Source organism: Loigolactobacillus binensis (assembly GCF_005405165.1).
GTDB lineage: Bacteria > Bacillota > Bacilli > Lactobacillales > Lactobacillaceae > Loigolactobacillus > Loigolactobacillus binensis.
On the sequence record NZ_BJDN01000020.1, the window covers coordinates 36,532 to 57,117 of the forward strand.

Sequence of the window (20,586 nt, forward strand, 5' to 3'; positions counted from 1 at the left end):
TCTCCAGTTATAAGGCATACGCCGCGGCTAATTGCTGATTACGCTGTAACTCGCTACACTCAGTTGTAAAAATCAAGGCTTGTTGAATAAAAAGAACAACCTTTTCGCCATTAAATAACGGTGGTTGTGCCGGTGAACGATTAGCCAATAACGTTTGTGCATGCCATTTTAATTTGACACTAACTACGGCGCCACTAAAGGTGGAACTGATCACCGTTGCTTGTTCCAGAGCCACAGCCAGCGGTTGGCTTTCGTTGCGTTTAAAAACCTGAACTTGTTCGGGACGAATATAGGCGCGAAAATCTTGCTGCGCTGGCAAGGCAAACCCTTGTAAATGAGGTGCCTGTAACATACTGGATTGCCCAATAAATTGAGCAACAAAGCGGCTAGTCGGTTGATTATAGATCGTCATCGGTGTCCCAATCTGTTCGATGCGGCCTTGATTGATCACCACAATTTCATCCGCCGTTTCCATGGCCTCTTCATGATCATGGGTCACAAAAATACTGGTGATTCCAACTCGGTGGATCAATTGCTTCAACCAAACACGCAATTCACGGCGAATCTGCGTATCTAGCGCTGCAAAAGGTTCATCCAGTAATAAAACCTTCGGATTAGGCGCGATCGCACGGGCAAAAGCAACGCGTTGTTTTTGCCCACCAGATAGTTGTTCTGGGTATTGCTGCGCCAAAGCCGTTAAATCAGTTAACTGCAACAATTCAGCAACACGCTGTTTAATTTGGCGCAGTGACCAATGCTGGGTACGCAAACCAAAAGCAATGTTATCGTAGACAGTTAAGTAACGAAATAAAGCATAATTTTGAAAAACAAAACCAATTCCGCGGGCTTGCGGAGTCAATTCATCAACCACCTGCCCCGCCACAGCAACAGAGCCACTAGTCGCCGGCTCTAAACCAGCTAGAATACGCAAGATCGTAGTTTTACCACTACCACTAGGTCCAAGTAAGGCCGTCAAACTACCTTCCTTGACCCCAAAATTGATCTGGTGTAAAATCTGCCGGCGCTGAAAACTTTTTGAAATATCTTTTAATTGGATATACATTGTCTTCCTCCTTAGGTAAAATACACTAGCCATCGTGCTGTTAATTCATTCGCGTAATAAGCGGCGTTTTAAAATAACAACTGCCAATGTCGAACCTAGTAAAATCGTTGCCACCACAAATGCTTGTTTAAACTTAAAATTGTTATATAAAGTTTGTACCAGTAACGAAAGCGTCAAGGTCTTACCCCGAATGCTTCCAGAGACTACAGCGACGGCCCCAAATTCACCTAAGGCCCGAGCCGTCGCTAAAACCAGGCCAGTGGCTAGTGGCGCCTTAAGTGCCGGAAACGTGATTTGGCGCAGGATTTGCCAAGCGCTGGCGCCCAATAAGGCGGCTGTTTGTTCTTCTTCACGCCCTTTAGCCGCCAACACGGGAATTAATTCCCGAGCGACAAAGGGAAAAGTAACAAAGATCGTGGTCAAAAAAATCGCTGGCGGTGCAAAAATAATCTGTACTTTGATGGTCGTAAATAACGGCGCCAGCCACCCAGTTTGACCAAAAGTTAAAACAAAGATCAGGCCAACGATCACTGGTGATACCGAAAAAGGAAGGTCGATCAACGCATTTAACAAGTGTTTACCGGGAAAATCATAAAATGTAAGCAACCATGCCGCACTGATACCAAATACTAAGTTGAACAACAATGAAATCACAGTGGCAGCAACCGTTAAATTCACCGCTTGCAGCGTTACTAAGCTACTGATGGTCGTCAAGTAAGTGCGCCAGCCTAACGCCAAGGCCTGCATGACAACCAAGGCCAGTGGCAAAATCAAAATCCCAAAAATAAACAACCAGGCTATGGCTAACAATAACCATTTGACTTTTTTTGCTTGTAAAAGCTGCATACCTTCACCCCTTTCGCCGCAATAAATGGCGCTGCCAATTATGAATAATGAAATTAAAAATGAAGGAAAAGACCAACATTACTAACGCTAAAACGGTGGCGCCCTGATACGAATGTTCTTCTAGCTTAAACATGATCAATAACGGCGTGATCTCAGTACGGTAAGGCTGATTACCAGCAATAAAAACAATACTGCCATACTCACCTAAACAACGCGTGAACACTAACCCAAATCCGGCCACTAACGCTGGTAAAATTTCTGGTAGAACGACCAAGCGTAAAATCGTGAAGGTACTTCCCCCTAAGGTGTGCGCAGCTTCTTGGACACTGGGATCCAACTTTGCCAACACCGGTTGCACTTCACGAACCACGAAGGGTAACGTCACAAAGATCATGGCCACCACGATCCCATTAAACGTGTAAGAAACCTGCCAACCCAATGGTGCCACTAATCGCCCTAACCAACCTCGATCCGAAAAAAGATAGGCTAAGGCGATTCCAGCCACTGCCGTCGGTAAAGCAAATGGTAGATCTAACAAACTATCCAGTAACCATTTGCCAGGAAAAGTGTACTGGGTCAAAACCCAGGCCAACAATAAGCCAAAAATTGTATTGACCGACGCAGCAATGGCGGCACCTTTGATACTGATCAAATAACTAGCCAGCACACGCTGTTGGGTAGCCTCATGCCAAAAGCGGGGCGCACCCACCTGCCAACCGGAGATCAATAAAGCGGTCAAAGGTAATACGACGATCAGGCCTAAACCGAGTAAGGTCAGGGTCAAGCTAAAATAGTAGCCGGGGATCACTCGTTGCCATTTTTGCTGCATATGTTTCAGCCTCCCCCATAAATTTGATCAAAAATACCGCCAGTAGCGAAATGCTTTTTTTCTGTTTTGGCCCAGCCACCAAACATGGGATCGTCGATCGTCACTAATTGTAGCTTGGGAAAATCCTTGCGGTAGGCGTGAACCACACTTTGATCAGTCGGGCGGTAAAAGTTTTGTGCGGCCAGGCGCTGCGCTTTAAGTGAGTACAAATATTTAATATAGGCACGGGCGACTTTTGTTGTACCACGCTGCGCTGCAACAGAATCTACCACCGCCACACTGGGCTCGGCCTTAATACTGATACTCGGCGTGATGATCTGATATTTACCAGGATGTTGTTGACAAACTAGCTTAGCTTCATTTTCCCAAGTCACTAGCACATTACCCTGCCCATTCTCTACAAAAGTAGTGGTGGCGTCACGTGCACCGGAATCTAAAACCGTCACATTTTGATACATAGCCTTAACAAATTGACGGGCCTTTTTGGGGCTGTGGTACCGCTTGATGGCATAAGCCCAAGCCGCCAGATAATTCCAGCGGGCACCACCGGAAGTCTTAGGACTGGCAGTCACGATTTTGACCGTTGCCTTCAACAGATCCGCCCAACCGCTGATCTGCTGGGGATTACCTTTACGTACTAGAAACACCACTGTTGACGTATAGGGCGCTGAATTAGCGGGATAACGCTGCTGCCAACCTTTATTCAGTAGGCCGGCTTTTTGAATGCTCGTAATATCTGGTGCTAAGGCCAAAGTGACCACGTCGGCTTGGTTACCGTCAATCACAGTGTTAGCCTGCTTACCACTACCACCATTGGAGACAGCAACGGTCACTTTCTTACCACTTTTGTGCTGCCAATATTTAGTAAAAACCCGGTCATAGGCTTGATAAAACTCACGGGTTGAATCATAGGAAACATTGGTTAAGGTCACCGTTGCTCCTGTACTGTTGGCGCCGGCCTGAGCTAGACGCCATTGGTATAACACGCCATAAGCACTGAGTAATACAAGGACCAAGCCCAACCGCCACCACCAGTTATACTTTTGCCAGTGCATTGATTCACCTCCGTTATTTGCAAATGGGTCCTACTGAGTTTGCAGCGACTTTATAGCTTAAATAAAAATAAAAAAACGCCCTTCTCCAAACGGAAAAGGACGTTTTGACGTGATACCACCTTAATTTGTTCTAGCCTCACAGCTAAAACCTCATACAGAATGCTTGTTCACACTCTGCTACAAAATAACGGTTGCTACCGTTGCCTGCTAACCAAAAGGCTCACAAACAAATATTAAGTAAGACCATCTTCCAACTAACCATCGGCTCCCTTTCACCACACGGAACTCGCTTAACGATGTTATAGCTGTACTCATCTTGCCTTGGTTTAACGATTTGATTACTAGTCATCCTAATCAACTTCTGCTGCATAGTCAAAGCCTTGCTAATAGTTAAATTTTATATCAGTCAGTAAAAGTGTCGTTAAATAGTGATCAAAGTCAGACTATACGACTACGATCAGTGTCTTTACGAGCAGATAGTTATTTTCTATCACCATGAATTTATTTAAAGAGGCCTGAATGTTGTGTCGCAAAATAAGCCCGTAACGCAGTGACAAAATACTGGCCGATTTCCGATAATTCATGTTCTTTGCGCCGTAAAATAATCATGCGGTTACGTGGCGAATGTAGCAATGGTCGCATGATCAACCCTTGCTCACCAGGTGCCTCTAAAATACCAGAACCAGAGCCATAAGCATCCGTTCGCGCAACGATCCGGCTCATCGTCGCCCGATCACTTACAGCGATCATGGCACTAGTTACTGGTGGTTCCAACGGATCTTCCGCTAAATCTGGATATGAAGCTTCCTGAGTAAAACGTACCTGCGGATAAGGGGCAAGATCAGCTAAACTGATTTTAGTTTTGTAGGCCAAAGGATGCTGCGTTCGCATAAAAATGTGGGTCTGAAATAAACCTAATTCTTCATAGGTCAGCTCATCCTGTTCAAACAAGCGTAATAACGAAGATTGATTATAGTCATTTAAAAATAAGATTCCCAATTCACTATGGCCTTGCGCCACATCCTTGATGACTTCAAGCGCCGTACTTTCAAAAACCCGAATGTAGCGATAATCATTATACTGAGCCAACACTTGACACAACGCGACCGCAATAAAATCGTAGTGTTGCCCAGCCACAGAAAAATAATGCCGTTTGGCGTCGGCTGTGGCAAAATGCTGTTGCAAATGATCGACTTGCTGAATGATTTTCTCGGCACTTAAAACAAATTCTTGACCAGCAGTGGTTAAGCGGGTCCCTTGGTGGGTACGGGCAAAAAGTGGTGCCTCCAATTCTTGTTCCAGTTGTTTAATACTGTGGGATAAACTAGGTTGTGAAATATACAGGACCTTAGCGGCTTCCCGAAAACTACCATTAGCGGCCACTGCCAAGACATAACGCATTTGTTGTAAATTCATGATTACTCGCTCTCCTTTTCAACGCAAAAACGTCCCTTCATGAATCATTTATTCACAAAGGGACGTGATCACGCGTTACCACCCTATTTTGTGGCGAACTTGTGCTCACCACCTCAGTCAGTATCAATCAATACCTAGCAAAATAACGGTTGCTCCCGATCACTTAGCGTTAACCTAGTGATGACTCCCAGTCCATTTTCATTGCTGCTGACAAGCCCTTTTTTCACTGGTAAGGGTCGCTGTTCTTGTTGCACTGCAATTACTCTTCTGTTCAGTGTCTGCTAACTTAATTAAGCGTTAGCATACGGTAAGCACCGCTGCTTGTCAAGTAGTGATCAGATCAGCCGCCGTAAAAAAATTAATTAAAAATATTTTTAAAATTCCTTTTTCTTCCATGAGAAGAACAGCAAAATGGTAGTATTAGTTACACAATAATAAATTAGTTAAAATCGTTGTTATATCAGCATTTACATCTACTTAGCATTAAACTAGCTAGGCTAGCTATTTTAAAAATGAGCTTGACATTAAAAAAATATGATGCTAGTTTAAGACCAAGTTAATATTCATGGCAACGAAAAGAAGAGTAATCTAACTGTGGATTTACAGTGAGTTTCAGTTGGTGGAAAGAAACAACCGACAGTAGATGAAGATGATCTTGGAGCCAGTGCATTGCACCGTGGGCAAGCGATATATTGCGGAGTATATAACTGTACTTTTTAAGGTATTGATCCGTGAGGTCAATATAAATTTGGGTGGTAACGCGATAACCGTCGTCCCTTGTGCTGATCCAGCACTGGGACGGCGGTTTTTATTTACGCAAGTAAAAAAGGGGGCGGCGTAACTAGCTTTTGAGAATTAGGTGCCATAATTTTTAAAATAAACTGGGAGGCTTTATCATGACAAAAAAATTAAACTTTGAAACACTGCAAGTTACGGCTGGTCAAACGGTTGACGAAACTGGTGCCCGTGCGGTACCGATCTATCAAACGACTTCCTACGTCTTTAAAGACGCCGCACAAGCAGCCGGCCGTTTTGCCTTGACCGACGCCGGCAATATCTACACGCGTCTGACCAACCCGACCACCGACGTTTTTGAAAAGCGGGTCGCCGCTTTGGAAAATGGTACGGCCGGCGTCGCTTTGGCAACTGGCTCCGCGGCGATCACCGCCGCCATTCTCAACGTGGCGGATGCTGGTGACGAGATCGTTTCGGCAAGCACCCTTTACGGTGGCACCTACGATCTGTTCAGCGTCACGTTGAAGAAATTAGGTATCACCACTCATTTTGTATCGCCTGATGACCCCACTAACTTTGAAACGGCGATCAACGAACATACCAAGGCCTTATACATCGAAACCATCGGTAACCCTGGCATCAATTTGATCGACATTGAGGCCGTTGCAGCGATCGCCCATAAACATGGGCTGATCCTGATCGCCGACAATACATTTGGAACCCCATATTTGATTCAACCATTAGATCATGGCGTCGACGTTGTGGTACATTCCGCAACTAAATTCATCGGCGGCCACGGCACGACCATGGGTGGGGTGATCGTTGAAAATGGTCAGTTTGACTATGCGGCTAGTGGCCGTTATCCAAGTTTCACCACGCCTGATCCCCAATATAACGGGTTGGTCTGGAATGAAGTGGCCCCCGCTGCTTTCACCACTAAAGTGCGGGCCCAATCCTTACGCGATCTCGGTGGGACCATCAGCCCCTTCAACTCCTTCCTGTTGATCCAAGGCCTTGAAAGCTTGTCCTTGCGAGTTGAACGCCATGTCAGTAACACCCGCAAGATCGTCAACTATTTAAAAGAACATCCGAAGGTGGCCTGGGTCAACTATCCAGAACTGGCCGACAGTCCTTATCATGCTTTAGCCGATAAATACTTCCCTAAAGGCGCCGGTTCGATCTTCACCATTGGCTTAAAAGGCGGCGAAGCAGCAGGCAAGGCCTTGATCGAACACCTGGAACTGTTCTCGTTGCTAGCCAACGTTGGTGACGCGCATTCGTTGATCATTCATCCTGCATCAACGACCCATGCCCAGTTAAATGCCGAAGAACTGAAACAAACGGGGATCACCCCTGATTTGATTCGGTTGTCAATCGGGATCGAGAACGTGGATGACCTGATCGCTGACCTTGATCAAGCTTTACAACAAATTTAGTCAGGAGGCCACTATATGCAGCAAGATAACCATCTCTATGATCTAACGGTGATCGGTGGCGGTCCCAGTGGTATGTTTGCCGCTTTTTACGCTGGTTTACGGGAATTGGATACACAATTGATCGAAAGTCTACCACAACTAGGTGGTCAAGTGGCCGCGTTGTATCCCGAAAAGATTATTCGTGATGTTGCTGGCTTGCCACACATTAAGGGCCGCGACTTAGTTCATAACTTACAAGCACAAATGTTGCAATTTAACGATTTTAAACCGCACATCTTTTGCGATGAAGAAGTTTTAAGTCTAGAAAAGCACGCCACAGAATTCGTTTTGACAACCACCAAACGAATTACCCACACCCGCCAGGTTCTTGTTGCTATTGGTGGCGGGGCTTTCTCCCCGCGCCCATTGGCTATAAAGTATGATCCACAACTAAACGGCCAAAACGTCTTTTATTTTGTAAAAGATTTAGCTGATTTTGCCGGACAAACGGTGGCAATTGCCGGCGGTGGTGATTCGGCCATTGATTGGGCATTGACCTTGGAAAACGTAGCTAACCAAGTCTATTTGATTCATCGGCGACCACAATTTCGTGGCTTAGAGGCTAACGTTAAACGCTTGGAATCCTCCAGCGTTCAACTAGTAACCCCCTTTAACATTCAGCAATTAACTAACACAACCCCTGGCCTGGAAATACAATTAAAACAGGCCAAAGGTTCCCTAGTGCGAACACTGACCGTCGATTCACTACTTGTCAATTACGGTTTCACTGCCGACAACCATGTTCTGCGCGACTGGGGTTTACCCTTGGACCACCGAGCACTACCAGTCGATCAAAATATGGCGACCACTATCGCCGGTATTTATGGTATTGGCGATAGCGTGACCTATGCTGGTAAAACTAAATTGATCGCCGCTGGCTTTGGTGAAGCGCCAACCGCCATCAATCATATTGCCGAAACACTTTATCCTGAGCGCAAGCAACCGTTGCACAGCACTTCGATTGCCTGAATAACCAACATTCGGCTTACGAATTAAAAATAGAGTTGTCCCATAGCACATGATTATGGTTCAGCTTTATTTTTTAGCTAACGGCTGTCAAGACAATTAAATCAGTTACGTTTAAAAAATAACAGGCCACTTATTCAGGAGGTTCGTATATGCAAACTAATCAATTGGCGCACCGGATCGTTTTACCCGCACTTTTAATTGCTTTAAACGTGACGATCGCCCGAGTTTTTATCATCCCAGTACCGTTGACCCACGGTAATATTAATCTTTGCGATGCCGGTATTTTTATTGCGGCCTTACTTTACGGTCGCCGCACCGGCGCGATCGTGGGTGGTTTAAGTGGCCTATTACTGGACTTGATCTCTGACTATTCTCAATACATACTTTTTTCATTAGTCGTGCATGGTTTTGAAGGTTTGGTCGTCGGTTGGCTTGGTTACCAGGCCGGCCGCAAAGTCCAGTTGTGGGCTTTACTGGTCGGTGGTCTGATCGTCATTATTGGCTATTTTTTCACTGATACTTTACTCTATTCACTGACTCCAGGCCTAGTTGGTATTCCGACTAATGCGGTTCAGATTCTAGCCGGTGCAGTCATTGCTTTACCGTTGGCAGTCAAATTACGTTAACCGTTAAAATTATGAACGCTAACAAACTAGTCCGACCATTGATCGTCGCTCAAGATCTATCAGCGATCGGGAGTTTATCGCAGCAAGTTGCGCTACCGATTTTGGCAGCATTCAATTTACCACAAGCTATGCTACCAACTAGCCTCTTATCCACTCAAACTGAAGGGTTCACAACGCCAGTCAAGGTTGAACTTAGTTCTTGGATCACGCAAACAAAACGACATTGGCAACAACAGCAGTTAGCCTTTAATGGCCTGTTATTAGGCTACTTAGGCACCGCTTCACTGGTCGCCAGCATGCAAAATCTATTACAAGATCTACCGTTATCTTTGGTAGTCATTGATCCAGTGATGGCGGATCGCAATCTACTTTATCCCGATTTATCAGCTGATTACCCGCGCCAATTGACCGCAGTTTTACCCTGGGCTACCGTGATCACGCCAAATTTAACCGAAGCCCAGTTGTTAACTGGCATAAAAGTACGGTCACGGCCAACTGAAACCGAACAATATCAATTATTAACCACCTTGGAGCAAAAATTACCACCGGCAGGTCATGCTGTGATCACCGGCATCACTAAGCAAAAGCAAAGTGGTTGTATTTGGTTAACTGCTAAGCGCGTTCAATTCTTTGGCCGTCAACAATTAGCAGGTCATTTTTATGGTAGTGGCGATGCATTTGCAGCCTTATTGACCGGCTTTTTAGCAACCGGTGAATCATTGACTAACGCAATTCACTACGCCGTCAGCGGCACTTACTGCGCCTTACGTCAAACTGCTGCTAGTCATCGTGAACGCCGTTTCGGCCTAGCCTTAGCAAATTTATTATTTATGCTAAGTGAATATAACCAAACTGGTAATTGGCCGCCTTATTTTCAACGCTAACTGACATATCAGAAGCAATCAACGAACAACAAAATAAATTTTTCACTTGACAATCAATCTCTTAGCCCGTATTCTGAAGGAGTAATCAATACGGACGAATAAATCAACTGTTAGGGAGGCACAATCTTATGTTTAACATTTTTATGACTAATGCTAGCGTATGTTGTTGTGTACCGCGTCTTTCGCGATACACTGATTGTGCTACCCAAAAATAAAACGGTTAGCAAGCCACAATTAATCAGTTGAATCGAGAAAGGCGCAGATTTGTTTAAACAAATCCGCGCCTTTTTTCTATTCTGCATTCCGCCCAAGAAAAGAGGAAACACCATGATATACCAAAATGTGAACCAACTGATCGGCAACACCCCCTTACTGGAACTTGATCTGCCCGTACCTAACGCGAGTCACATTTTTGCCAAATTAGAAATGTTCAATCCTGGTGGCAGCATCAAAGATCGCCTTGGTGTGGCGATGATCGAAACCGGGATTAAGCAGGGCCAGATCACCGCCGGTACAACGATCATTGAACCGACTGCCGGCAATACTGGTATCGGCGTCGCTTTAGCCGCTCAGCAACATCACCTACCAGTTATTTTAGTGGTGCCAGAAAAATTCAGTTTTGAAAAACAAACTTTGATGAAGGCCTTAGGCGCAAAATTGATCAACACACCAACGGAAGACGGCATTAAAGGCGCCATCGCAAAAGCCGAAGCGTTGGCGGCCGCCACTCCTAATAGTTTTGTGCCCATGCAGTTCAAAAATCCGGCTAATCCGCAAGCTTACTACGATACACTGGGGCCAGAATTGACCGCCGATCTCGGTACTCATATTGATGCCTTTATCGCTGGTGCAGGTAGTGGCGGAACCTTTGCCGGTGTCGCTAAATACTTACAGGAGCAATTACCACAGGTCAAAGCCTATACAGTAGAACCTGAAGGCTCGATCCTAAATGGTGGGCCAGAACATAGCCACCGCACCGAAGGCATCGGCGTCGAATTTGTTCCCCCATTTTTCCAAACAGTCCAGATCGACAAAATTTATACGATCAGTGATGCTGACGCGTTTGCCAACGTGAAAATGCTGGCACGTGAGCACGGTTTATTGGTTGGTAGTTCCAGTGGTGCGGCATTAGCTGCCAGTCTACAAGTGGCCGCAAGCCTACCTGCTGGCAGTAACATCGTCACCATTTTCCCTGATAGTAGTGAACGTTACCTCAGTGAAAATATTTACGCTTAAAAATCAAACTAATTCTTAGGAGGAATTTAACATGAAATTCGATACAACTTTGATCCATGGCGGCGTTAGCGAAGATAAAGAAACTGGTGCAGTCAGTGTACCAATCTACCAAAGTTCTACCTTTCATCAACACGTACTTGGTGGCGAACCTAAATGGGAATATGCGCGCACTGGTAACCCGACCCGAAATGCTGTTGAAAAATTAATTGCCGAACTAGAAGACGGCGTGGCCGGCTTTGCGTTTGCTTCCGGTTCTGCTGCGATCCACGCTGTTTTGTCGTTGTTTTCGCAGGGTGATCATTTAGTCGTTGGTAATGATGTTTATGGTGGTACTTTCCGCCTGTTAAACCAGGTCATGGTGCGGCAAGGCCTAACTTTTACGGCCGTGGACACACGGGACCTAGCCGCCGTTGAGGCCGCGATCCAAGACAACACCAAAGCCCTTTACTTGGAGACACCGACTAATCCATTACTGCACGTTTCGGATTTAAAAGCATTAAGTAACCTGGCTAAGCAACATGAGCTGTTAACGATCGTCGATAATACTTTTGCTACGCCGTACAATCAACGGCCATTAACATTAGGTGCGGATATCGTGGTACACAGCGCTTCAAAATATTTAGGTGGTCATAGTGACCTTGTCGCCGGCCTAGCCGTTACTAACGATGCTAGCCTAGGCGAACGGATCGGCTTCTTGCAAAATGCCATCGGTGCCATCCTCGGCCCTCAAGATAGTTGGCTGCTTCAACGGGGTATCAAAACCTTAGGTGTCCGGATGCGGGCTCATGAAGCTAATACCCAAGCTGTTTTCCATTATTTAGAAAAACAAGCCAAAGTTGCTAAAATTTATTATCCAGGCAAGCCAGGAACCAGCGATTACGAAACTGCTAAAACGCAAATGGACGGCTTTGGCGGTATGATCTCCTTTGAACTACAAGCCGGCTTAAGTGCAAAAACTTTTGTGGAAAGTCTGAAATTGATCAGCTTAGCAGAAAGCCTAGGCTCATTGGAAAGCTTGATCGAAGTTCCTGCAGTCATGACCCACGGTTCGATTCCGCGTAAGATTCGCTTAGCCAATGGTATTCAGGACGAATTGATTCGCTTATCCGTAGGTCTCGAAGATATTGCTGATTTGATCGGTGATTTGGACCAAGCTTTTACGGCATTGTAAATCTGCATGATGTGCACGCTAGACGTTTAATTTTAGTTAGCGTGCCCTTTAATCCTATAGCTAGCTTACCGGATAATTTTTAAGGAGGACCTTATTATGTTTGCCACTGCAAAAGCCATTCAACATCGCGACCCAGCAGCTCACAGCCTACTGGAAGTTTTGCTGACCTACTCTGGGTTACATGCGCTGGCGTGGCATCGTTTTTCCCACCAGTTGTATCAGCATCGCTTTTACCTGGCCGCTGGCATTAGCGCCCATTTAGCCAAAAAAATAACTGGGATCGAAATTCATCCCGGTGCTCGAATTGGTCGGCACTTGTTTATTGATCACGGAGCCGGCGTGGTCATCGGTGAAACCGCGATTGTTGGCGATAATGTCACCATTTTACACGGTGTCACGTTAGGCTCGCGGCACATCACCAAAGGCCGGCGCCACCCCATAGTGGGTAATAACGTGTTGATCGGTGCCAACGCGCAAATTCTCGGTCCGATCACGATCCACGATAATGCTAAAATCGGTGCCGGCGCAGTGGTCCTACATGATGTTGCGGCTGGTCACACTGCAGTCGGTGTGCCTGCACAGGCACAACCGCAGCAGCCCACTAAAATTGTTCAATTAGCTCAAAATTAATTGCCGCCTAATTTAAAAGATCGTCAGTTTTACTGGGGCGGGTAACAAAAATCGATTTTAGCTTTATATTTTGAAATAATTTTCAGAAATAATGAAAGGCCAGAACAAGATTCTGGCCTTTTTTAGTTCCATTTAAGCTTAGCTTGCTACGCTAAACAAAATAAAGCGAAAGGAAGTTCCGCTATGCTTACTTTGAAACCAAAAATGACGACCGACTTTGACAGCGCCGCCTTTACTGCCTTTGAACAACAACAACTTAGTAAATTACACCAAGTCCAAACCACCGATGTTACCACTGACCCCCAACACAATGATTTAGGCTGGTTACCGGTCACAAAATGGGCAAACGACGTGCAATTGCAGCATTTGCACAATCTGGCCGTCAAAATTCAAGCTACCGCAACAGTTTTAGTGATTGTTGGTGTCGGTGGCTCCAATAATGCGGCCCGCGCGGCGATCGAAGCTTTTGCCCAACAGCGGGGACAAATTAAAATCATTTACGCCGGAACTAATTTAGCGGCTACTTACTACCGGCGTTTATTGGCCGAACTAGCAGACGAAGAAGTTTATGTCGATGTGATCGCCAAAAACTTTGCGACTTTGGAACCAGGAATTGGTTTTCGCGTATTCAAACCATTTTTACAACAAAAATACGGGGCCGCCTACGCTGAACATTTGTTAGTCACAGGCACGCCAGACAGTAATCTGGCTCAGTTAGCACACAATGAAGGCTATCCATTTCTGACCTTTCCCACCGATATCGGCGGCCGCTTCTCTGTCTTTAGCGACGTGGGCTTATTGCCGATGGCGGTAGCCGGAATTGATATTGCTGCGCTGGTGGCCGGTGCAGTAACCATGCGCACTGACTTGCAGACCAAAATTAGTGCTGACAATCCAGCATTTCAATACGCGGTGCGCCGCAATTATTTGTTACAACAAGGTAAAAAAATTGAAATTTTAGGTCACTTTGAGCCACAACTAGATTATTTCGGCCGTTGGTGGACCCAGCTCTTCGCCGAAAGTGAAGGTAAACAAAATCGTGATCTGTTTCCTGTTGCGCTGACTTATTCCGAAGACTTGCATTCAGTCGGTCAGTATATTCAGCAAGGCCAGCGACAACTATTAGAAACTTTACTGATCGTAGACCATCCCCATCAAGATTTATCGCTACAGCCTAGCCAGGTTGCTGATGACTTTGATTATCTTAACGGCCAAACTTTAGACCAAATCAATCAGATCGCCGAAAAGGCAACCAGTGCTGCCCACCAAGCTAGCGGCGTGGCGGTATTAGAATTGCACGTTGACCAATTAGATGAGCGCACGCTTGGCGGTCTATTTTATTTCTTCGAATATGCAGTATTTATTTCCGGTTTGATCGGACAAGTTGATCCATTTGACCAACCAGGTGTGGAAGCTTATAAACAAATTATGTTTGCCGGTTTAGGCCGCAACTAAAAAAAGCGCAAAATGCGCTTTTTTTAGTGCAGTGCGCGATAAAGACGGCGAGTTTCCGCCGGTTCTTTAGCGGCAAAATAATAATCGCGCTGCTTTGTTCGCAATCGTAAAACCACACCAGTATTGCGCGCTACATAAAGTTTAGCTGCACGCTGATGAACTTGGAAATTGCCTACCGCAAAGTGTGTCGTACCAACGCCATTAACCCGAACAGCACTAGCCGGTAACTGCCGCAACAAGCGAACTTGTGTGATCTGCTGACGCGGTAAGTGCGTCGTTCTGGTTCCGGGTGCCCGTAAGATCACCTGTTGCGTGGTGGCACTAGCGCGAATACTATTGCCGCTAAAATCCAATGCCAACAAACTGCCAGTCACACCGATCAATAGACCAAGCACTAAGAGCATTATCACGCCACCCAGCCATTTACCGGCTGGGCGCCCAATATTTAGCGAGAGATTGACCCCCACTCGATCAGGCACAAATAGGCGGTGGTCAGTAGGATTATTGTACATGGCGTAACGCCAATAGCGGTCCTCATCGGTGGTGGTCGCCACCGCGAATTCACCGAGTAGTCGATCCTCAAAATTGCGTTCGCGGATCAGATCATACACCATATAAACACAAAAACCAACTAACAACAGCAAATAAAGGTAGATCACACCCGTCAATTGAGTGGTTAACCCTACAGCTAGAGGCATAGCACCAAGAAAATAACTTCCTAAAACCATTTGGCGTGACCAAGTTTGGCGATAACTGTCATTTAACAACCGATCATATTCCGGTTGCGCGGTCAACACTCGTACTGGTAATCCGGCAATAACTGAATATAATAGTAGAAACAGTAACCAGCACAATCCTAGTGCTAGTAAAAGTGGCCAACTAGTCGCCCAACCAAGCAACCGCCAACTGAGAAGCACACCCAGCAACAGCAGCACGCCACTACCGGCAAACCATTTTGACGACACTAGTTGCCGATTTTTAGTCAAAATAAGTTTGGTATCGACAACTTGTTCGGTAACAAGATTGGTGGCCCAACCTTGGCGGCGTTTCAAGCGATTCATTTTATGAATAAAACGAACTTCAGTACCATAAAAAACACCGATCAGTGCCCCGAGCAAAATGATAAAATACAATAATGCCAATGAGTCAAAATGAATAAACATGATCGGTAACCCGCCAATACTGAAGAAAAGGGCTAGCCAGGCCAACTGTATGCGATATTGATGCGTTAACGCCAAAATAGCCGGATGCTGCAATTGAGCAGTTGGCACCGTAGTTTCCAAAATCACATTTTTATGTGGTCTAGCTGGTAGCATGGTGGTTAACGCCATGGTCACCGCCACCAAGAGATTTAAAACGACAAAGATCCAATTAAGCATGTTGCTTTCCCCCAAACGCCTGATATTGTGCGGTGATCATTTGTTGTAACTCTGGTGCCGCAATGCCACGAATTTTGGCTGCGGCGATCAATAACCGTAACTGAGTTGCCAACTCCTGCTGAAAAACCGCATCGGCCTGAAAATCTGCGGCTACCCGTGTCCCTTGCCGCCGATCGCTGACCAAATAGCCTTCCGCTTTCAACAAATTATAACCTTTGGCGACGGTTAGCATATTTACATTCAATTCATCAGCTAATTGCCGTACCGCAGGTAAAGTTTCACCCGGCCGTAATCCCCCACCGGCCAAACCTAAAATGATCTGATCATGGATCTGCTGATAAAGCGGCACCGTACTGGCTGCATCAACACGTAATAACATTGAATTCACCTACTTTTTTGATTTATTTGTATTATATCATATATAACAAATAAGACAACAAAAAAACGTGGCGTTAAAACCACGTTTTTCATTATTAACATCAGGCTAACACGCGCCCACGCGTTTCTTCACCTAACAAAGCCACCGCTAAGATACCGACCACAATGGCGCCAGTAAAAATCGTGAAAATCACTGTAACACTGATCTGTGCGGTGAGCATATAACCGACTAACAGCGGACCAACAATTCCACCGATCCGCCCAAAAGCGGCCGCCATACCAGTGCCAGTCCCGCGGATCACCGCAGGATATTGCTCCGGTGAATAAGCGTACAATGCCCCCCACGCACCAAGATCAAAAAATGATAATAACGCGCCAAAAATTAATACACTAACTAGGCTACTAGCATTACCAAAAAAATAAGCACTGAGCGCAGTCCCTAGTAAATACACCACTAACACACGTTTACGACCCCATTTTTCGATCAACCAAGCAGCCGTAAAATAACCTGGTAATTGCGCTAAAGTCATTGCCAAAACATAACCAAAACTATTGAGCAGGCTATAACCTTTTAGTACCAGCACGCTAGGTAGCCACAAAAACATACCGTAATATGAGAAAACCACCGTAAACCATAATATCCACAGCATTAGGGTCGCTTTAGCATGTTGCGGCGCCCATACAGCACGTATATTCTGACCTAAAGTTGGCCGAGTAGTTTTGTCGTTGCGCACTGGTTCATGAATCTGCCAGCGAACATACAAAGCATAAACTCCGGTCAACGCTGTTCCTAAAGCGGCGACCCGCCAACCAAAATTTGGAATAACAAAGTATGCCACCAAGGCCGCAATGATCCAGCCACCGGCCCAGAAACTTTCCAGTAAAACCACGATCCGTCCGCGCTTCTCCGGTGCAACACTTTCAGAGACTAAGGTTGAAGCCACTGGTAGTTCACCACCTAAACCGGCACCAACAAAGAAGCGAATCAGAATAAAAAGACCGAATCTTGTAGCCAACACCGAAATCCCGCTGCCAACGGAAAATAGTAACAACGTTAATACTAAAACATCCCGCCGACCAATACGATCGGCCAAAATACCGAAGAATAAAGCCCCCACTGCCATACCGATAGAACTGACACTACCGATCCAACCCATTTGTACCGTGCTCAGCTGCCACTCATTTTTTAGTGCGGCAATAATAAATGATAGTAACCCAACATCCATGGCATCGAATAGCCAGGCAAAACCTGCTACCGTCAATAATTTTCCTTCACTCACCTGTGCCTGCTTCATTTTAACCCCTACTTTACTTTCGTTTTATGTGTCTTGTCACTTAGCAAGAACAGCATAGCACTTTTAGGTGTCTTGTCAACTAAACTTAAAAGTCAAATAGTTGGGCCAATACTTGTTTCGTGGTACACTAACGAAGCTCAATTAAGCGAGAATAATTCGCTGAAAACGACTTCTTAAAAAATAGTTTAAGGAGGCTCTATTATGGCAAAAAAATCGAAGATCGCCAAGGCAGCGAAAATTGCGGCCACAGTTGATCATTATGCTGCCCGACGCGCAGAGTTGAAAGCCGCTCACGATTACACCGCGCTCAGCCATTTACCGCGAAATGCGTCACCAACACGAATGCATAATCGTGATTTAATGGATGGTCGTCCCCACGGTTACATGCGCAAATTTGGATTGTCGCGGATTAATTTTCGGGAATACGCTCATCGCGGCCAAATTCCGGGAATCAAAAAAGCCAGCTGGTAGGCTGGCAAACCTTGCAACGATCAAGTTTACAAAAAAATAAAGAGCTACTCCATAAATCGAATATGGAGTAGCTCTTTATTTGGATTTTAGTCCGCCTGATACAAGATACCGGCGGCCTTTAATTTTGCTTTGATCACGGTAAATTGAGCGGCATCAGCACAGGCAAGTGTATGAATATGAACACCACCAGTTAATTCAGACAACAGATGGGCATTTTTAGTTTGATAATTATGCAAAAACCGGGTAATTTCAAGGTTGTTAGTCAAATTCAACTGACCGGTAAGTTCGCCATACAGTTCATGCGCTACCGTAATATCCAGTACTTGACCGCCATTAGCAATGATCAGGCGCAATTCAGTTTCCATTTGCGCTGGCGTGTGTTTACAGACTACCTTACCGGTAAAAATATTTTGCTCGTGCCGGTATAAATAACCATTAAAAGCAGCCGTAATTACCTCACCGCTAGCCCTTAATAGCGCAATATCCCCGACAATCGTCTGGCGACTCACCTTAAACTGGGCCGCAAAATGATTTGCGCTTAGCGGCTGATCCGTCGCCAGTAACTGTTCCTTAATCTGTGTTCGCCGTTCAACACCACTAAGCATGTTGTTCACTCTTTCTTTGCATTTTTTGCTGTAAATAAGGCAACAAGCGTGCCTTAGGCTGAAAGCCACTGACCCGCGCACTTGGCTCACCAGCTTGAAATAAAATTAAGGTTGGCAAACCTTGCACCTGTAGCTTTTTAGTCAATTGGGGATAATCATCAACATTAAGGCGTCCAACTTTTAAACCAGGTAGAGCCTGTTCACACGTCAATAAAATCGGCGTCATTTTTTGACAAGGAGCACACCATGCCGCCCAAAAATCTACCACGACCGTGCCAGATTTAACGAACGTGAAAAAATTGATATCATTTAATTCACTTGCGATCAAGGTCACCTTCTTTAAATCGCCGCACTTTTTTCACCATTGGTAGCGGCATCTACGTTATAATGAGTATAATCATTATATTTCCTCGACGCAATAGGTGCAAGTCTGTATTTAAGACAACAAAGGCCCGATAAGTCAGGGCAGCTACCCAAACAGCGTAAACCAATCAGCAATCGTGTAGATCAATGACTTAAATCTAACACACTAAGTCAAATATTGTAGTGACACAATATTTTCTACACTTAAGAAAGCAATCGACTATGACTATTTTTTGGTGGATCTTAAACGTACTGGTACTAGCCAGTGCAGCCGTATCAATTTACTGGCAATCGCAGATCACTTTACGGGCAAAATACAACTATTGGTCCCTCGGCTACGGAGTTGTTTTTGGTGTCTTGTTAACTGCCAACGGGGCAACGGATTGGTCGTACATTGTCTTCACTGCTGCATTTATTTTGATCAATATTATTTCTGGTATTGGTGGCCTGACCCCACAGCGAATCATCACCAACGGAATTTTCTATGCAACAGCAGTACGTTTCACCGATCTACAGGCGATCACCTTAACTCAACAACCACTACCAGGTAACCGCAGCCGCGTGATCGCAATTTTTAAAACAAAACGCAACCGCCATATCAGCCTAGTATTTACCCAAACCACAGAAACCTTACTGACCCAATTACGTAAAGTTTTACCTAACGATGTCGCTTTAGAAATTCGCTAAAAATAGGCGTTGTGCTCAGAGTATTCTGGGCGCAGCGCCTATTAATTTTGCTCAAGGCAGTTGTAGCCGCAAATTTTCACCATCAATTCCAGGATAGGCGCCTTGCGCCACAAATTTTTGATTGGTGGGATGAGCAAGCAACCACTTACCGCGTCTGAACAAGGTTCCCTGTGGTAAGGTCGCTAGTTCACTGTTCACACCTTTTAGCAGGCCGACTAAACATTTAAAACCAGCAGCACTGGTCTGCCAAGGTGCAAAATGCAGCGTTGTTCCATAAAGCATGATCAACGTTCCTGCTGGAACAAAGAAGGCCTGTAGGTGTCTGCTGTGATAGTGATCGGCATGAACATCTGTGAGCTGACCCAATGCTAAAACAATATCAGTGGTTGCCAAATTAATTTCCGGTGAATGATGCCATTCTAGACAATTCAATTGTTGGCCGTGACCGTTACAATAGCCAAGTTGTATTGGTAAAGCGCCAAAAATTGACTGCAGCTGTGAGCCAACTGGTAATGCTTCTAACGCTGAATCACTAAGAACATACTGGTTACCCGTAGTTGGTATATTCTTAGTGGCCAAGGTCGTTAGCAACGTAGCAATAGCAGGTGTAGATAATACCCGCCCGTACCTTTGAAATATTGGATCACTCACTTTAAATAGCGCCAATTGCGGATTAGCTTTTTGCAATTCAGTAAACATTCGGTCACCTACTTTCGCCTTTCTACTATAAAGTAGGTAGCTTAAATAGAAATTAAAATAACTTTACACCTATATTTGCTAAAACCCTAGCACAGCATAAAAAGCCTGCACTTTATAAATCAAGTGCAGACTTTTTATGGCTCTATACTTTTTCCTGTTGATAATTTACAAAGTGGTAAGCTATTAACAGGATTTTTTGCGCAAAAAAGAGCCCACAGCTCCCATCCAAAAAATCCACCCACAACAGTATCATTTAAAAGGATATGAGAAAACCGTGAACCCTATAGACCATCATATAAAATTTGCGCTCAATATTAAA

The 20,586-nt window shown here is 45.2% G+C and carries 21 protein-coding genes; 10 read left to right on the forward strand and 11 right to left on the reverse strand.

Going from position 1 to position 20,586, the window contains the following annotated elements; genetic code table 11:
- Positions 1-7 precede the first annotated feature (7 nt).
- The 5 genes from FFM78_RS09615 to FFM78_RS09635 all read right to left on the reverse strand — a co-directional run bounded on the left by FFM78_RS09615 (position 8) and on the right by FFM78_RS09635 (position 5,209).
- The gene (locus tag FFM78_RS09615) at positions 8-1,063 is read right to left on the reverse strand and encodes an ABC transporter ATP-binding protein (RefSeq protein WP_137638226.1); all 1,056 of its coding nucleotides are present in this window, start codon (positions 1,061-1,063) and stop codon (positions 8-10) included.
- 45 nt (positions 1,064-1,108) lie between these two features.
- A complete protein-coding gene (locus FFM78_RS09620) occupies positions 1,109-1,909 on the reverse strand; it encodes a sulfate ABC transporter permease (RefSeq protein ID WP_137638227.1) in 801 nt (266 codons plus the stop codon).
- A gap of 4 nt (positions 1,910-1,913) precedes the next feature.
- Positions 1,914-2,738, reverse strand: coding sequence for a sulfate ABC transporter permease subunit CysT (cysT, locus tag FFM78_RS09625; protein ID WP_137638228.1), 825 nt, complete (start codon positions 2,736-2,738; stop codon positions 1,914-1,916).
- A gap of 5 nt (positions 2,739-2,743) precedes the next feature.
- Entirely contained in the window at positions 2,744-3,793 is a 1,050-nt protein-coding gene (locus FFM78_RS09630; RefSeq protein WP_137638229.1) for a sulfate ABC transporter substrate-binding protein, read from the reverse strand.
- Positions 3,794-4,294: 501 nt separating this feature from the next.
- Complete coding sequence (locus tag FFM78_RS09635) at positions 4,295-5,209, reverse strand: LysR family transcriptional regulator (protein ID WP_137638230.1); 915 nt, start codon at positions 5,207-5,209, stop codon at positions 4,295-4,297.
- An 896-nt stretch (positions 5,210-6,105) separates the two neighbouring features.
- Here FFM78_RS09635 and FFM78_RS09640 point away from each other — a divergent pair.
- The 8 genes from FFM78_RS09640 to FFM78_RS09675 all read left to right on the forward strand — a co-directional run bounded on the left by FFM78_RS09640 (position 6,106) and on the right by FFM78_RS09675 (position 14,390).
- Positions 6,106-7,380, forward strand: coding sequence for an O-acetylhomoserine aminocarboxypropyltransferase/cysteine synthase family protein (locus FFM78_RS09640; RefSeq protein WP_137638231.1), 1,275 nt, complete (start codon positions 6,106-6,108; stop codon positions 7,378-7,380).
- 15 nt (positions 7,381-7,395) lie between these two features.
- On the forward strand, positions 7,396-8,388 hold the full coding sequence (locus tag FFM78_RS09645; protein WP_137638232.1) for an NAD(P)/FAD-dependent oxidoreductase: 993 nt from the start codon (positions 7,396-7,398) through the stop codon (positions 8,386-8,388).
- Between the two features lie 149 nt (positions 8,389-8,537).
- Positions 8,538-9,014 (forward strand): ECF transporter S component, encoded by a 477-nt coding sequence (locus FFM78_RS09650; RefSeq protein ID WP_137638233.1) that lies wholly within the window; start codon positions 8,538-8,540, stop codon positions 9,012-9,014.
- Positions 9,015-9,025: 11 nt separating this feature from the next.
- Positions 9,026-9,898 (forward strand): PfkB family carbohydrate kinase, encoded by an 873-nt coding sequence (locus FFM78_RS09655; protein WP_137638234.1) that lies wholly within the window; start codon positions 9,026-9,028, stop codon positions 9,896-9,898.
- A gap of 327 nt (positions 9,899-10,225) precedes the next feature.
- Positions 10,226-11,134 carry a PLP-dependent cysteine synthase family protein gene (locus FFM78_RS09660; RefSeq protein ID WP_137638235.1) on the forward strand — a complete coding sequence of 303 codons (909 nt, stop codon included), beginning with the start codon at positions 10,226-10,228 and terminating at the stop codon, positions 11,132-11,134.
- Positions 11,135-11,165: 31 nt separating this feature from the next.
- Complete coding sequence (locus FFM78_RS09665) at positions 11,166-12,305, forward strand: trans-sulfuration enzyme family protein (RefSeq protein WP_137638236.1); 1,140 nt, start codon at positions 11,166-11,168, stop codon at positions 12,303-12,305.
- Between the two features lie 96 nt (positions 12,306-12,401).
- Positions 12,402-12,935: a serine O-acetyltransferase gene (gene cysE / locus FFM78_RS09670; RefSeq protein ID WP_137638237.1), complete on the forward strand. Its 534-nt coding sequence runs from the start codon at positions 12,402-12,404 to the stop codon at positions 12,933-12,935.
- A gap of 183 nt (positions 12,936-13,118) precedes the next feature.
- Complete coding sequence (locus tag FFM78_RS09675) at positions 13,119-14,390, forward strand: phosphoglucose isomerase-related protein (protein WP_137638238.1); 1,272 nt, start codon at positions 13,119-13,121, stop codon at positions 14,388-14,390.
- Between the two features lie 23 nt (positions 14,391-14,413).
- Here FFM78_RS09675 and FFM78_RS09680 read toward each other — a convergent pair whose 3' ends face one another.
- The 3 genes from FFM78_RS09680 to FFM78_RS09690 all read right to left on the reverse strand — a co-directional run bounded on the left by FFM78_RS09680 (position 14,414) and on the right by FFM78_RS09690 (position 17,442).
- Positions 14,414-15,769 carry a PH domain-containing protein gene (locus FFM78_RS09680; protein WP_137638239.1) on the reverse strand — a complete coding sequence of 452 codons (1,356 nt, stop codon included), beginning with the start codon at positions 15,767-15,769 and terminating at the stop codon, positions 14,414-14,416.
- The gene (locus FFM78_RS09685; protein ID WP_137638240.1) at positions 15,762-16,148 is read right to left on the reverse strand and encodes a GntR family transcriptional regulator; all 387 of its coding nucleotides are present in this window, start codon (positions 16,146-16,148) and stop codon (positions 15,762-15,764) included. The genes FFM78_RS09680 and FFM78_RS09685 overlap by 8 nt, the downstream gene beginning before the upstream one ends.
- Positions 16,149-16,248: 100 nt before the next feature.
- Positions 16,249-17,442 carry an MFS transporter gene (locus tag FFM78_RS09690; RefSeq protein ID WP_137638241.1) on the reverse strand — a complete coding sequence of 398 codons (1,194 nt, stop codon included), beginning with the start codon at positions 17,440-17,442 and terminating at the stop codon, positions 16,249-16,251.
- Positions 17,443-17,643: 201 nt separating this feature from the next.
- Between FFM78_RS09690 and rpsN the strand changes: the two genes are divergently transcribed.
- The gene (gene rpsN / locus FFM78_RS09695) at positions 17,644-17,913 is read left to right on the forward strand and encodes a 30S ribosomal protein S14 (RefSeq protein ID WP_137638242.1); all 270 of its coding nucleotides are present in this window, start codon (positions 17,644-17,646) and stop codon (positions 17,911-17,913) included.
- Positions 17,914-17,999: 86 nt separating this feature from the next.
- Here rpsN and FFM78_RS09700 read toward each other — a convergent pair whose 3' ends face one another.
- Together FFM78_RS09700 and FFM78_RS09705 are read right to left on the reverse strand one after the other, a co-directional pair.
- Entirely contained in the window at positions 18,000-18,518 is a 519-nt protein-coding gene (locus tag FFM78_RS09700) for a transcription repressor NadR (RefSeq protein WP_137638243.1), read from the reverse strand.
- Positions 18,511-18,852 (reverse strand): thioredoxin family protein, encoded by a 342-nt coding sequence (locus FFM78_RS09705; protein ID WP_137638244.1) that lies wholly within the window; start codon positions 18,850-18,852, stop codon positions 18,511-18,513. Before FFM78_RS09705 ends, FFM78_RS09700 begins: the two co-directional genes overlap by 8 nt.
- A gap of 251 nt (positions 18,853-19,103) precedes the next feature.
- On the opposite strand from FFM78_RS09705, the gene FFM78_RS09710 reads away from it, so the two are divergent.
- On the forward strand, positions 19,104-19,568 hold the full coding sequence (locus tag FFM78_RS09710) for a hypothetical protein (RefSeq protein WP_137638245.1): 465 nt from the start codon (positions 19,104-19,106) through the stop codon (positions 19,566-19,568).
- Between the two features lie 51 nt (positions 19,569-19,619).
- Here the strand turns inward: FFM78_RS09710 and FFM78_RS09715 are convergent, their stop codons facing one another.
- Positions 19,620-20,267 carry a DUF4867 family protein gene (locus FFM78_RS09715; RefSeq protein ID WP_137638246.1) on the reverse strand — a complete coding sequence of 216 codons (648 nt, stop codon included), beginning with the start codon at positions 20,265-20,267 and terminating at the stop codon, positions 19,620-19,622.
- Positions 20,268-20,586: the final 319 nt, after the last annotated feature.

Bases quoted from the DNA above. Each gene is read 5' to 3' on its own strand.
- FFM78_RS09615 (WP_137638226.1), bottom strand. From the start codon at position 1,063: ATGTATATCCAATTAAAAGATATTTCAAAAAGTTTTCAGCGCCGGCAG.
- FFM78_RS09620 (WP_137638227.1), bottom strand. From the start codon at position 1,909: ATGCAGCTTTTACAAGCAAAAAAAGTCAAATGGTTATTGTTAGCCATA.
- cysT (WP_137638228.1), bottom strand. From the start codon at position 2,738: ATGCAGCAAAAATGGCAACGAGTGATCCCCGGCTACTATTTTAGCTTG.
- FFM78_RS09630 (WP_137638229.1), bottom strand. From the start codon at position 3,793: ATGCACTGGCAAAAGTATAACTGGTGGTGGCGGTTGGGCTTGGTCCTT.
- FFM78_RS09635 (WP_137638230.1), bottom strand. From the start codon at position 5,209: ATGAATTTACAACAAATGCGTTATGTCTTGGCAGTGGCCGCTAATGGT.
- FFM78_RS09640 (WP_137638231.1), top strand. From the start codon at position 6,106: ATGACAAAAAAATTAAACTTTGAAACACTGCAAGTTACGGCTGGTCAA.
- FFM78_RS09645 (WP_137638232.1), top strand. From the start codon at position 7,396: ATGCAGCAAGATAACCATCTCTATGATCTAACGGTGATCGGTGGCGGT.
- FFM78_RS09650 (WP_137638233.1), top strand. From the start codon at position 8,538: ATGCAAACTAATCAATTGGCGCACCGGATCGTTTTACCCGCACTTTTA.
- FFM78_RS09655 (WP_137638234.1), top strand. From the start codon at position 9,026: ATGAACGCTAACAAACTAGTCCGACCATTGATCGTCGCTCAAGATCTA.
- FFM78_RS09660 (WP_137638235.1), top strand. From the start codon at position 10,226: ATGATATACCAAAATGTGAACCAACTGATCGGCAACACCCCCTTACTG.
- FFM78_RS09665 (WP_137638236.1), top strand. From the start codon at position 11,166: ATGAAATTCGATACAACTTTGATCCATGGCGGCGTTAGCGAAGATAAA.
- cysE (WP_137638237.1), top strand. From the start codon at position 12,402: ATGTTTGCCACTGCAAAAGCCATTCAACATCGCGACCCAGCAGCTCAC.
- FFM78_RS09675 (WP_137638238.1), top strand. From the start codon at position 13,119: ATGCTTACTTTGAAACCAAAAATGACGACCGACTTTGACAGCGCCGCC.
- FFM78_RS09680 (WP_137638239.1), bottom strand. From the start codon at position 15,769: ATGCTTAATTGGATCTTTGTCGTTTTAAATCTCTTGGTGGCGGTGACC.
- FFM78_RS09685 (WP_137638240.1), bottom strand. From the start codon at position 16,148: ATGTTATTACGTGTTGATGCAGCCAGTACGGTGCCGCTTTATCAGCAG.
- FFM78_RS09690 (WP_137638241.1), bottom strand. From the start codon at position 17,442: ATGAAGCAGGCACAGGTGAGTGAAGGAAAATTATTGACGGTAGCAGGT.
- rpsN (WP_137638242.1), top strand. From the start codon at position 17,644: ATGGCAAAAAAATCGAAGATCGCCAAGGCAGCGAAAATTGCGGCCACA.
- FFM78_RS09700 (WP_137638243.1), bottom strand. From the start codon at position 18,518: ATGCTTAGTGGTGTTGAACGGCGAACACAGATTAAGGAACAGTTACTG.
- FFM78_RS09710 (WP_137638245.1), top strand. From the start codon at position 19,104: ATGACTATTTTTTGGTGGATCTTAAACGTACTGGTACTAGCCAGTGCA.
- FFM78_RS09715 (WP_137638246.1), bottom strand. From the start codon at position 20,267: ATGTTTACTGAATTGCAAAAAGCTAATCCGCAATTGGCGCTATTTAAA.